This window comes from Candidatus Protofrankia datiscae (assembly GCF_000177615.2).
Lineage (GTDB): Bacteria > Actinomycetota > Actinomycetes > Frankiales > Frankiaceae > Protofrankia > Protofrankia coriariae.
Map to the genome: position 1 here is coordinate 4,742,316 of NC_015656.1, position 12,262 is coordinate 4,754,577.

At 70.5% G+C, this 12,262-nt stretch carries 11 protein-coding genes; 3 read left to right on the forward strand and 8 right to left on the reverse strand.

Features of this window, described 5'->3' with window-relative positions; translation table 11 throughout:
- Window positions 1-181 precede the first annotated feature (181 nt).
- Genes FSYMDG_RS24935 through FSYMDG_RS26475 form a run of 3 tightly spaced genes read left to right on the forward strand, consistent with a single transcriptional unit; the run spans window position 182 to window position 3,800 of the window.
- Window positions 182-1,150 (forward strand): PadR family transcriptional regulator, encoded by a 969-nt coding sequence (locus tag FSYMDG_RS24935; RefSeq protein ID WP_013875188.1) that lies wholly within the window; start codon window positions 182-184, stop codon window positions 1,148-1,150.
- A gap of 20 nt (window positions 1,151-1,170) precedes the next feature.
- Window positions 1,171-2,475, forward strand: coding sequence for an ATP-binding cassette domain-containing protein (locus FSYMDG_RS19930; protein WP_013875189.1), 1,305 nt, complete (start codon window positions 1,171-1,173; stop codon window positions 2,473-2,475).
- Complete coding sequence (locus FSYMDG_RS26475) at window positions 2,475-3,800, forward strand: ABC transporter permease (protein WP_131772864.1); 1,326 nt, start codon at window positions 2,475-2,477, stop codon at window positions 3,798-3,800. Before FSYMDG_RS19930 ends, FSYMDG_RS26475 begins: the two co-directional genes overlap by 1 nt.
- A gap of 311 nt (window positions 3,801-4,111) precedes the next feature.
- Here FSYMDG_RS26475 and FSYMDG_RS19940 read toward each other — a convergent pair whose 3' ends face one another.
- The 8 genes from FSYMDG_RS19940 to FSYMDG_RS19975 form a co-directional block, all read right to left on the reverse strand.
- Entirely contained in the window at window positions 4,112-4,390 is a 279-nt protein-coding gene (locus FSYMDG_RS19940; RefSeq protein ID WP_013875191.1) for a hypothetical protein, read from the reverse strand.
- A 123-nt stretch (window positions 4,391-4,513) separates the two neighbouring features.
- Window positions 4,514-4,894: a hypothetical protein gene (locus tag FSYMDG_RS19945; protein ID WP_013875192.1), complete on the reverse strand. Its 381-nt coding sequence runs from the start codon at window positions 4,892-4,894 to the stop codon at window positions 4,514-4,516.
- On the reverse strand, window positions 4,891-5,217 hold the full coding sequence (locus FSYMDG_RS19950) for a hypothetical protein (RefSeq protein ID WP_013875193.1): 327 nt from the start codon (window positions 5,215-5,217) through the stop codon (window positions 4,891-4,893). The genes FSYMDG_RS19945 and FSYMDG_RS19950 overlap by 4 nt, the downstream gene beginning before the upstream one ends.
- Window positions 5,218-5,586: 369 nt before the next feature.
- On the reverse strand, window positions 5,587-6,591 hold the full coding sequence (hemB, locus tag FSYMDG_RS19955) for a porphobilinogen synthase (protein ID WP_043607201.1): 1,005 nt from the start codon (window positions 6,589-6,591) through the stop codon (window positions 5,587-5,589).
- Between the two features lie 80 nt (window positions 6,592-6,671).
- Entirely contained in the window at window positions 6,672-8,546 is a 1,875-nt protein-coding gene (locus FSYMDG_RS19960) for a uroporphyrinogen-III synthase (RefSeq protein WP_013875196.1), read from the reverse strand.
- A gap of 862 nt (window positions 8,547-9,408) precedes the next feature.
- Window positions 9,409-10,782, reverse strand: a complete 1,374-nt coding sequence (locus FSYMDG_RS19965) for a glutamyl-tRNA reductase (RefSeq protein WP_013875197.1) — start codon at window positions 10,780-10,782, stop codon at window positions 9,409-9,411.
- Window positions 10,779-11,672 carry a redox-sensing transcriptional repressor Rex gene (locus tag FSYMDG_RS19970; RefSeq protein WP_013875198.1) on the reverse strand — a complete coding sequence of 298 codons (894 nt, stop codon included), beginning with the start codon at window positions 11,670-11,672 and terminating at the stop codon, window positions 10,779-10,781. Before FSYMDG_RS19970 ends, FSYMDG_RS19965 begins: the two co-directional genes overlap by 4 nt.
- Window positions 11,673-11,889: 217 nt before the next feature.
- Window positions 11,890-12,243: a glutaredoxin family protein gene (locus FSYMDG_RS19975; protein WP_013875199.1), complete on the reverse strand. Its 354-nt coding sequence runs from the start codon at window positions 12,241-12,243 to the stop codon at window positions 11,890-11,892.
- Window positions 12,244-12,262: the final 19 nt, after the last annotated feature.

Genomic DNA, 12,262 nt, shown 5'->3' on the forward strand with positions numbered 1-12,262 from the left:
CTGATTCCGTCATGTCCCGTGAACATCTCGTGAATCAGGACGCCACTGTCAGCCCAGCCGGCCGCCCGGCCGGATTGACAGGCCGGCTTTTGCGACCGGACACTCGCAGTCGAGTAATCGGGAGCGGAGAACAGCACGGACGGAGAACGGTACGGACATGGCTCGTCGACGGATGGCAAACATGCTGGCTCTCGCCGTACTCGGACTTCTCAACGAACGGCCCATGCACCCGTACGAGATGTCGACGACCATGCGCGAGCGGCACAAGGAAGACAGCATCAAACTGACGTACGGTTCGCTCTACACGGTCGTGGACGCGCTGGCCCACAACGGTTACATTACCGCCCGCGAAACCGTCCGTGACGGTCGACGGCCGGAACGGACGGTCTACGAGATCACGCCAGCCGGCCGGACCGAACTCTACGACTGGATGTCCGAACTGGTCAGTACGCCGACAAAGGAGTATCTCCGCTTCGAGGCGGCGCTTTCCATGCTGGCGGTGCTCACTCCGGAGGACACCATAAGGCTGCTCACCGAACGTCGCAACCGACTCCTGCTCCAGATCGAGCACAGCCACGCGGGCGAGGCGCTGGCCGTCCGCAAGGGGCTCCCCCGGCTGTTCACCCTGGAAACCGAGTATTTCAGCGCCCTGACCGAGGCCGAGCTGCGTTACGTGAACGAGCTCATCTCGGAGATCACCAACAGGACGCTGGACGGCATCCACATCTGGGACGCGATCCACACCCGCGGCGAGACCGATCCCGACCGGATACGAGAGGCTGTGATCAAAGCCCTGGAAGGCCAACGACGACGCGACCGCACTCCCTGCGCACCCGACATTCCCGCCGGGACCGGGACTTCCACCGAAACGGGAGCGCCTGCCGAGGCAGAGACACCTGCCGAAACAAAAGCACCTGCCGGGAGCCGGACTCATCCTGTGTCCGGAACTCCCACCGAACCCGTGCCGCTCGCCGAATCCGGGATTCCCCTCGGATCGGCAGAGCCCGTCCAGGAGCTCCGACAGCAGGCCTGGGAGCCGGTCCGGAAAATCTGGGAAATCCGGGAACCGGTCCGGCAGGCTCAACGGAATTCCCCGGACAGTGGTACGACGTCCTGCTCGGACCAGACCGCCAGAAGAAAAGAAGAGTAATGCAGACAAGGGGGGATCTGATGACCTCGCACCCGGTTCCGGGACCTGCCGGGCAGCCGCCCGGCACCACCACGCACCTGCCCAGAACATCCGGAGCGGCCGAGCCGACGACGGCCACGACCACAGCCGCAACAGCGGAGACGACCACGCTGACGACGCAGCCGGGCGGCACCCGCGGGACGGCCACGGACGCGGCCGTCCCCCGGAACACCGTGCACACCACCGGCCCGGGCAAGCATTTCGCGATTCAGGCGGAAGAGCTGGCGAAAACCTACCGCGGGGGCGTGCGGGCACTGTCCGGCCTGAGTTTCGGCGTCGCACCCGCGACGGTGTTCGGCCTGCTGGGGCCGAACGGCGCCGGAAAATCCACGACAGTGAAGATTCTGACCACGCTGTCACGCCCGGACTCGGGAACGGCCAGCGTGGCCGGGATCGACGTCCTCGCGCATCCCGAGCAGGTCCGGCACCGCATCGGTGTCGTCGCCCAGCGGTCCGGTATCGACCTGGAGGCCACCGGTCGCGAGAACATCGCGCTCGCTGCCCGCCTGCACGGCCTGCCCCGCGCCATGCTGATCGACCGGGTCACCGAGTTGCTCGACCAGTTCGAGCTGACGGCGGCCGCGGACCGGCCGGCGCGCACCTACTCCGGTGGCATGCTGCGCAAGCTCGACGTGGCGGTCGGCCTGGTCCACCGGCCCAGTGTGCTCTTCCTCGACGAGCCCACCACCGGCCTGGACCCGCAGGCACGTGCCCAGATGTGGGACGAGATCGGTTCGCTCGCGGCGGGCGGTCTGACGATCCTGCTCACCACGCACTACCTCGAGGAGGCGGACCGGCTCGCCTCCCTCGTGGCGATCATCGACGGCGGGCGCATCCTCGTCCAGGGCAGCCCTGACGCGCTCAAGAGCGAGCTGAAAGGTGACGCCGTCCACCTTGAGCTCGCCGCCGTCCCGACCCCCACGGTCGTGGACACGGTGACCGCGGCCCTCGACCAGGTCCCGGGTGTCACCGAGACCACGGTGAACGGCCGGGAGGTACACGCCCGGGTCACCCACGGCGCTTCGTCGCTGCCTGCCGTTTTCGCGGCTCTCGACCGGGTGGGGGTCGCGGTGATCGCGGCAACGATCGCCCGGCCGTCCCTGGATGACGTCTACCTGCGTCACGTGGGCCGCCGGTTCACCGCCGACGCGGGGTCCGGAGCGGATACCGGCCCCGTCCCGGGCATCGCCCAGGACAGCGGGGCCCAGGGCGACAAGACCCAGGACGACAGGGCCCAGGGCGGGGCTGCTCAGCCCAACGCTGTTCCGGACAAGGGGGTGGCCTGATGGCAGGCCTCACTGACACCGGCACGACCACCGACACCACCGTCGACGCCGACACCACCGTCGACGCCGACACGACCAGCGGCGCCGGGGCGACCAGCGATACCGGGACGGCCGGCGGCACGGACGCCGGGACGGCCGGTAACACGGACAGCGGGCCCGGCGGTGAGGCTGGCATCCCTGCCCGCGCCAGTATCACCGACAGCGGTAGCGCTGGCGCTGCTGTTACAACCGATGCCAGGACGGACACGGACGGCGATACTGATGCTGCCGGTACCACTGCTACCGGTAGTGGCGACCCTGGCTCCAAAGCCGGTGCTCAGGTCAGCTCTGGCAGCGGGACCGGTAATGGGAACGGCGTCCCGACCGGTCCTGGCACCGCGATCGTCACCCCGACCGGTGTCACCAGGAACGGCATCCCGACCAGCTCCGAGGCCACGATCGGCGCCCCGGCCGGTGCAACCGCACGGGCCCGTGTTCCGGCCGTCCCGGTTGACGTCACGGGAATCCCGGCGCCACGGCCGTTGCCGGCTGCCGAGCGGAGCGGGTTCACCGCCTCGGCCGCCAGCCAGCTGCGCTGGCTGACCGTTCGCCACCTGCGCGCGATGCTGCGCCAGCCCGCCTACCTGGCGATCACGATCGTGCAGGCGGTGGTGTGGCTGCCCCTGTTCGGCTCGTTGTTCCGCCGGGTCGTGGATGTTCCCGGCTTTGGCGGGGGCTCCTATGTCGACTTTCTCACGCCCGGTGTGGTGGTGATGAGCGCGCTGTTCGCGGCGGGCTGGTCCGGGATGAACGTCATCATCGAGATCGACCGTGGCGTGACAGACCGGATGCTGACGTCCCCGGTCCGGCGCGGCGCCCTGATCGGCAGCAGGATCATCTTCCAGGTGCTGATGACCATCATCCAGTCGGCGATCATCATGTTGCTCGGCTGGGCGATCGGAGCCCGCTACCACAACGGGCTGGTGGGCCCGGTCGTCCTGCTCGTCGGTGCCGCGCTGATCGCGGTCATCGTGGCGTCCCTGTCCTACGGGCTCGCTCTGATCGTGCGCAGGGAGGAGGTGCTGATCGCGGCGGTGAACTTCTGCGTCCTGCCGCTGACGTTCCTGTCATCCGCGATCATGGCAAAAGAGCTCATGCCGGACTGGATGCGGATTGTCGCCTGGTTCAACCCGGTGGACTGGGCGGTGACCGCCGTCCGCGAGGCCGGGTCGGTCGATCCGAACTGGCTGTCGGTCAGCCTCTACCTGTTCGGCCTCACCGCGCTGGCGGCGCTGGCGGGAAAGTTCGCGACCCGCGCCTTCGGCATCTACCACCGCTCCCTGTAGCCGCTCCCGGTAACCATTCCCGGTAGCCACTCCCGGTAGACCGTGAAATCCTCGTAGAACCATAAAACCGAGGGGCCGGACGGTCGCCACGACAGCAGCCATTTTTCGCACTCGGCCTCCTGATCAAAACAGGACGGGTGGTCACCCGTCCGGCGTTCCGGCGTCACTTCCCGCCGAGGACGGCTGTCTTCCCGCACTCGGGTTTCAGGAGCCGGATCTCGGTAAAGCATCATCCGGTATACGGCGAGCGCACTCGCCGCATACCGCGAATGTGCCGCATACCGCGAATGTATGGTCAGGCACCCGGCCGCTCAGGCCTCCTGGAGGGCGACGCCCAGGTTGCGCAGGCCCTGTCGGTGGCTGCGGTAGGCGATCGTGTGCCCGCCGGCCACGACGGCCGCGACCGGCCACTCGATGATCCCGAGCAGGCCGAGCGCCGCCAGGCCCGCGAAGTAGCCGAGCTGCTCGGACGGCAGCAGCTCGTAACGCCGACCGTCGAGGTCAATAGTGACGACACCACGCCGGATGGCGCGTTCGGCCACTTCCTGGAAATTTCCCGCCTTCTCGGCCGATATCGGTGTCAGAACCATGTCTGCCTCCCTGCTCTGCCGCTCCGTCCAACCAGTCTTTCCGCACCGCTCCCTACTGGTTCCATACTGCCCAGAAAGACACCGGACAGGCGGCCCGGCAGCGATGAACAGGCAGCGGGATGGTCAAACGGGGTGAATGTCGACCTTCGTGTCGTGTGCTTCGGACAGCGCACGAAGGTCTGACGCGTCGCTGGTCAGGATCGAACGGTCCGTCAAGGCCGCGTTCAGCACGACCGTGGCGTCGACGATGTCGCTGGTCCCCGCCCGGGCCAGCAGTTTGCCGACGGCCCGCGCTGTTTCCTCGGCCAGCGGCTCGATGTCACAGCCCTTCAGCAGACGGGACAGGTTTGGTTGCGGCCCGCCCCGCCAGACCTGCGCCAATACAGGTGCCGGAACAACTGGTCGGACGTCATGCTCCAGCGCCTCGGCGTGCATGGCCCACACTTTGTGGTCCGCCTGCTCGGCGGCGATGAGCGCCCCCGCGTCATAGAGCAGGCCCTTCATTCGATCACTCCGAGGTCACGCAGGACGCGGCGGGCGTTCTCGCGCGCTTCCTCGGGGATGGGGCCGTGTTCGGCCTCGTACTCGCGGACGGCCGCGAGGCCCTCCTGGATGCCGATGTGGTGGTCGATCAGGCGGGAGATCCAGGCCGACAGACTGATGCCCTCGGTCGCGGCCGCCGCCCGCGCGGCGGTGAGGACACGTTCGTCCAGGGAGACGGACACCTTTGCGACGGCCATGCCGTCACCATAGTCGATCTGTTCGTACCATCGGTACGAACACGCGACCGGGATCTCTCCGACCGGCCGCTCCATGAGCAGAGTCACCGCGCACCTTCCTGCATACTTCGACCCTCCATACCTCGACGGATCTTGCTGTAAAGCAAGAGTACCGTCCGAGGCGGGCAGATCGGCACGTACCGCACGCTAGAGACCACATACCGAGACCACGGAATCGTCAGGACGCCGGCCAGTGGGTTCGGGTTTCATGATTGTTGTGACCTGGATGCTGTCCCAACAGCACCAGAATCACAACGATCACAGTGGTAATCACGATGTTGCCAAGAGCCGACGGTTGGCAGAGATGCCGGTGGGGGTATGCGGCCAGCGCGGTGAGGCAGCGTGGCAGAAGCAGCCGGCGACACGGAAGCAACGCGGGGCCGGCGAAGCGGCGAGGATAAACGCGGGCGGTGTGAGTCAGCGCAGGCGGTGGGCCGCTTCCGTTGCCCAGTAGGTCAGGATGATGTCCGCGCCCGCCCGGCGGACGGCGATGAGCGTCTCGGTGATGGCGCGCTCGCGGTCGATCCAGCCGCTGGCCGCCGCCGCCTCCACCATCGCGTACTCGCCGGAGACCTGGTAGGCGGCGACCGGCACGTCCACGGCGTCGGCGACCGCCCGCAGCACGTCGAGGTAGGCCAGCGCCGGCTTCACCATCACGGCGTCGGCGCCCTCGACGAGGTCGAGGGCGACCTCACGCAGGGCCTCGCCGACGGAACGGGCCGGATCCTGCTGGTAGCCGGCGCGGTCGCCGAAGCTCGGCGCGCACTCGGCCGCGTCCCGGAACGGGCCGTAGAACGCCGACGCATACTTCGCCGAGTAGGCAAGGACCGGGACGTGGGAGAAGCCGCCGCCGTCGAGTGCCGCCCGGATCGCGCCGACCTGCCCGTCCATCATCCCGCTCGGAGCCACCACGTGGGCGCCGGCGCGGGCCTGCGCCAGGGCGATCGACGCGTAGCGGGCCAGGGTGGCGTCGTTGTCGACCTCGCCGTCCTCGGTCAGCAGGCCGCAGTGGCCGTGGTCGGTGTACTCGTCCAGGCAGAGATCCGTCATGATCACCATGTCGTTGCCGATCTCGGTGACCAGGTCGGCCAAGGCGAGCTGCACGATGCCGGACGGGTCGTCCGCGGCCGAGCCGCGCCCGTCCTTGCGCGCGGGCACGCCGAAGAGAATCAGGCCGCCGACGCCGGCGCGGGCCGCCTCCACCGCGGCCTTGCGCAACGACTCCCGGGCGTGCTGGACGACCCCAGGCATCGAGGCGATCGGCGCGGGGGCGTCAATGCCCTCCTTGACGAACAGCGGCAACACAAGATCCGCAGGATGCAGCCGGACGTCGGCCACCAGCCGGCGCAACGGTGCCCCGCGGCGCAGTCGACGGGGCCGGGCCAGCGGGAATCCCGCGCCCCCACCGGGGGCGGCGCTCAGGGCGCCGGCCCCGGGTGACGGCGCAGGCGAGGCAGTTGGCCCCGTTGTGCCCGCACCGGCGGTGACGCCCGGCGGCACGCTCACCGCCGAGAACCGCGCCGAGGCTTGGGCAGCCGGGCCGCGAGCGGGCCGACCTTGCCCAGTTCCTCCCGGTGCTCGGCGGCGAAGTCGGCCAGCGCCTGCACCAGCGACGGGATCGACGCCTCGGTCGCCTGGACGTCGACCCGCAGGCCCAGCTCGGCCGCGGTGGCCGCGGTCTGCGGGCCGATCACCGCGATCACCGTGGTCTCGTGCGGCTTGCCGGCGATCCCGACCAGGTTGCGCACGGTCGAGGAGGAGGTGAACACCACCGCGTCCACCCGGCCGCCCTTGAGCGCCTCCCGGATCGGGGCTGGCGGCGGCGCGGCCCGTACCGTGCGGTACGCGGTGACGTCGTCGACGTTCCAGCCGCGGTCCTTCAGGCCGGCCACCAGGGTCTCGGTGGCGATGTCGGCCCGGGGCAGCAGCACCCGGTCGAGCGGGTCGAACACGTCGTCGTAGTCGGGCCAGTCGGCGAGCAGGCCCTCGCTGGACTGCTGGCCGGAGGGGACGAGGTCGGGGCGGATGCCGAAGGCGCGCAGGGCGTCCGCGGTCGCCTCGCCGATCGCGGCCACCTTGACGCCGGCGAACGCCCGCGCGTCCAGGCTGCGCTCCTCGACCTTCTCCTGGACGGCCCGGACCGCGTTGACCGAGGTGAAGGCCACCCACTGGTAGCGTCCGGACACCAGACCGGTGATGGCGCGTTCCATGGGAGCGGCCGTCCGCGGCGGCTCCACCGCGATCGTGGGCACCTCCAGCGGGCTCGCGCCGTGCGAGCGCAGCAGATCCGACAGGATCGCCGCCTGCTCCTTCGTCCGGGGCACCAGCACCGTCCAGCCGAACAGCGCGCGCGACTCCCACCAGGACAGCTTGTTACGACCTGTGACCGCGGCCCCGATGGAGATCACCACGGAGGGGGCGTTCCCGACGACGGGCGCGGCGTCGGCCTCGATCCGGTCCAGGGTGGAGGCGACCGTGCGCTGGTCGGTGGTGGTGCCGTCCACCGTCACCGACACGGGGGTGTCACCGGCCCGGCCGTGCTCGACCAGCGCCGCCGCGACCTTGCCGACCTCGTTGGAGACCGCCGTCACCACGAGGGTGCCCGGTGCCTGGGCGAGCGCCGCCCAGTCGAGGTCCGAGCCGGAGCCGGCGGCGTCCAGGCTCCCGCTCCCGGCGAGGCCGCCGAGTCCCAGCGAGGAGCCCAGCGGCGAGGCCGCAAGCCCCGCGCCGAGCCCGGATCCGCCCAGTCCGGACCCGCCGAGCCCTGGGCCGCCCAGCCCAGGACCACCGAGACCGGAGCCGGAGCTGCCGAGGCTGGATAGGCCGCGCCCGCCGAGGCGGCCCGCCCCGAAGGACGGGGAGCCCAGCCCCGTGGTGGGCGTGTCCGCCGCGGGGGCCACGGTGGGCCGCATCCCGCTGGCGGAGAAGACCCCCTGGGTGCTCGCGAAGGTGACCGGCAGGCCGGTGGAGATCCCGGAATAGGTGGCGACTGCCGCGCCGGTCGGAATCCCCGGCACGACCCGGAAAGGAATCTTCGCCTTGGCCAGTGCCTGCGCGTCGGCGGTGCCGATTCCGGTCAGCCACGGATCCGAGGAGTACAGCCGTACGACCCGCTCACCGGCACGGGCCCGGGCGACGACGGCGGTGGTCGCCGCGGTCGCGTCCAGGATTGGTTTTGCCACGTCGGTATCGCCGATCCGTAGCACCTCGCCGGGCAGCCTGGCGACAATCTCCGGGGCGACGTCCGGATCGACGATTATCGAATCGGCCCCGGCCAGTGTCTCGGCGGCGAGAACTGTCAGCAAACCGGGGTCGCGCGGGCCTGCTCCAACGAGGGCGACCGGGGTCAGAGGCTTCTTTGTGCGGCGGGTGGCCATGATCAGCGATTTCCCATCAGCGTCTGTGCTCCGGCGGACAACATCTTGTCCGCGAGGCGCTCTCCCAGCGCCTCCGGGTAAGTCGGCGGACCCGGTGATCCCGCGCCGGAGAACATGTTCCCTCTCCGGCAACGCGACCACGGCCCGTGGTCGAATGGCACCGGCGCCCGATGCTTCAGTGGACGCCATCGCGACCTCGGCGAAGGCGCCGACCAGCGCACCACAACCGGCCTCAAGGGCCGTCGGGTAGGCACGCTCGGCAACAACAGCAGTCCGCGATGGTGGACCGTCCAGTACAAACCGTAGCAGCCGGTCGAGAGTTGCCCGTCGTCGGTACAGGCCGCGCGCTCGAACACGGGCTTCGACGCGTCCTGTTCACCTACGTGTTCGACTGCCAGTGCCGCCCTCCTGTCACCTCGCCGGACCTCTACCCGGACCGCGCCACCGGTTGAACGCTCCCGCCCGTGACATCCCGCCCCGCGGAACGGGACAACTCTGGTGCCTGTCGACGGGCTCTGCCGGATCCACGGCCCCGGGCAGCTCGTACATCGCTTCGCGATGCGCCACCGAACCCTGCTCACTGATCCAGCACTCACTGACCCAGTGCCCACTGACCCAGCGCGCCTATCGGCGCAGCCCTTATCCGAGTATCGACGTTACCTCGTATCGGCGGGATATTCAGTCCCGGACCGGGTTTGTGCCGTTGCGTCATCCACCGGGCCGCTGAGCCATCCCCGAGGCCACTGAGTCATCCACCGGGCCACCCGTCGCGTCACCCACTGGGTCATCCGCCGCGCGACTCCCCGCCGAGCCTCGTATTGCGGCCGCCGGACGACGCGCCCGCGCCGGCCACGACCGCCCGCTACGGCGCCTCCGGCAGATCGGGTACCGAGACCACCGCGGGAGCGTCCCGGGGCAGATCGAACAGTTCCCGCAACGCCTCGGCGTAGGAATCACCGCCGGGGGCGGCGGCAAGCTGCTGGACCCGCACCGTCGGCGCGTGCAGGATCTTGTCCGCCACCCGGCGCACCGCCCCCTCGACCACGGCCCAGTCGCGCGCGTCGAGATTGGGCAGCCGGGTGTGCAGCCGCAGGAGCTCCTCCCGGACGACGGCGGCGGCCTGTGCCCGCAGCGCCACCACGGTCGGGGCGACCCGGTGCGCGCGGCGGCGGTCGAGATAGGCGCTGACCTCGGAGGCCACCAGGGTCCGCACCGACTCGACGTCGCTGACCGCCTGCTGGCCCTCAAGGACCGTCCGCAGCGTCTCGAGATCGATGAGGGCGACGCCGGGCAACTCGCGGACGGCCACGTCGACGTCCCGCGGGAGCGCGAGGTCGAGCAGCACCAGCGGCTGGCCGTCGCGGCGGGCCAGCGCGTCGGCCACCACACCCTGGGTCAGGATCAGCCCGGACGCGCCGGTCGAGGAGATCACCAGGTCGGCCCGGCTCAGCTCGTCCGCCAGGTGCGTGAGCGGAATCACCTCGGCGCCGTAGGTGTCGGCGATTCGGCGGGCCCGCGCCGCGGTACGGTTCGCGACGACGAGATCGGTCGCGCCGGCCCGCCGTACGACCGCCGCGGCCAGCGCCCCCACCGCTCCCGCGCCCACGAGCAGGACGCGCCGGCCGGCCAGTGCGCCGTCGGCGGGCGCGTTCCCGGCTGGCATGCTTCCGGGTAAGGGGCCGGGCGCGTCGGCGGGTAGCGGCCCCCACTCGCCCGCGGCCAGCCGTACCCCGACGGAGACGATCGACGCCCCGGCGGTGCCGATCGCGGTTTCGCTGTGCGCCCGCTTGCCGACCCGCAGGGCCGTCTGGAACAGGCCCTCAAGGGTGGCGCCGACGCTCGCCTCGGCCTGGGCCACGCGTAAGGCCGACCGGACCTGCCCGAGGATCTGCGTCTCCCCCACCAGCATCGAGTCGAGCCCGCAGACGACCGAGAAGAGGTGGCCGACGGCCCGTGCCTCGTGGTGGACGTACAGATGCGGGGCAAGATCCGCCAGCTGGGTGCCGGTGATCCGGGTGAGCTGGTCGGAGACGTCGGCGACGCCGCCGTGGAAGGTCTCCACCTCGGCGTAGATCTCGGTGCGGTTACATGTCGAGAGCACCACGCTCTCCGCAACGGATCCGGCCTGCGACAGGTCGTGGAGGACCTTCGGGACGTCGTCGTCCGGCACCGCGGCCTTCTCCAGGGTGGACGTGGGTGCGCTGCGGTGGTTGAGACCGACGACCAGCAGGCTCATGACGCCTCACCCCCGGTCTTGGCGCCGGTCACGGCTCCGGTCACGGCCCCGCTCGTCCCCCCGGTCGTGCCCACCAGTGGGCCGGTGCCCCGCGTCCCCAGCGTCGGCGGCCCGGTGGGCGCACGGGTCACCATGGCCAGCCGGGGGTCGTCGGACTCACCGGAGCGGCCCCCGGCCCGGCGTCCGGGTGAACGCGTGGGTGCGGCCACACCACCCGTGGCCGGCGCCGAACGCTTGCGAGCCTCGTGGAACGACAGGATCTGCAGTTCCACGGCGAGATCAACCTTGCGCACGTCCACTCCCACCGGCACCGACAACGCGATCGGCGCGAAATTGAGGATGCTCGTGATTCCCGCGGAGACAAGGCGGTCACACACTGCCTGCGCGGCCGCGGCCGGCGTGCAGATGACACCTATCGTCACCTGGTTGCGCTCGACAAGTGCTTCCATCTCGTCGAGCGGGCTGACCGCGACGCCGCCGACGGACTCGCCGATCCGGTCGGGATCGACGTCGAGCAGGGCGACCACGCGGAATCCCCGGGACCGGAAACCGGCGTATCCCGCGAGTGCGTGGCCGAGGTTGCCGACCCCGACCAGCACGACCGTGCGGTCCTCGGTCAGCCCGAGTTCGGCGGCGATGCGGCCGAGCAGGAAGTCGACGTCGTAGCCGACGCCGCGCGTCCCGTACGAACCCAGGTAGGACAGGTCCTTGCGAACCTTCGCCGAGGTCATGCCGGCCGCCTTCGCCAGCGTCTCGGACGAGACCGTGCGGACCGCCCGGTCGGCCAGTGAGGTGAGGACCCGCAGGTACAGCGGAAGACGGGCGACCGTCGCCTCGGGCACGGACGAGCGTCCACGGGCAGCGCCGGCCGCCCGCCGAAGCTCAGTCATGTACGGCTCCCGCCCCACTCGAGACGCCCGGCCACCGACGACGCCGGGCGCGCGGCCCCACAGTGCTCCGCGACCGGCTCCGCGGTGGGCGCCACGGTCGGTCTCGCGGTCGAACGACGCCGGTGGACGGCTGTCGGGGCGAGTTTACGACTTCGTGAAGGACTTCACGAAGTTGACATGATCTTGCACGTGGGGACACCGTGAGCTCGACCCGTGATTATTTCCTGGACCACCCCCAGCGGCCGACGGTCAGCGCGCGCCGCAGACGGGCCTCCTCGACCCGCCAGTAGCCGTGTTCCCGCCCGTCGACGAGAACCACCGGGACGCGGTCGCCATAGGCGTCGGCGAGCTCGGCCGAGGTGTCGACGTCGACCTCTGTCCAGCCGGCGCCGGTGTCGGCCGCCACCCGGATCACCGCGGCGCGGGCGTCGGCGCACAGGTGGCAGCCGGCCCGGACCAGCAGGGTGATCTGTCGATCCGCCGCCCGCGCGCCGGCACCAGTGCCGGCGGCAGCCCCGTTCGCGCCGTCAGCGCCACCGCCGGTGCCTCGGCCCGCGGAAACCCTCACCATCGCCGCGACCATCCGTTTC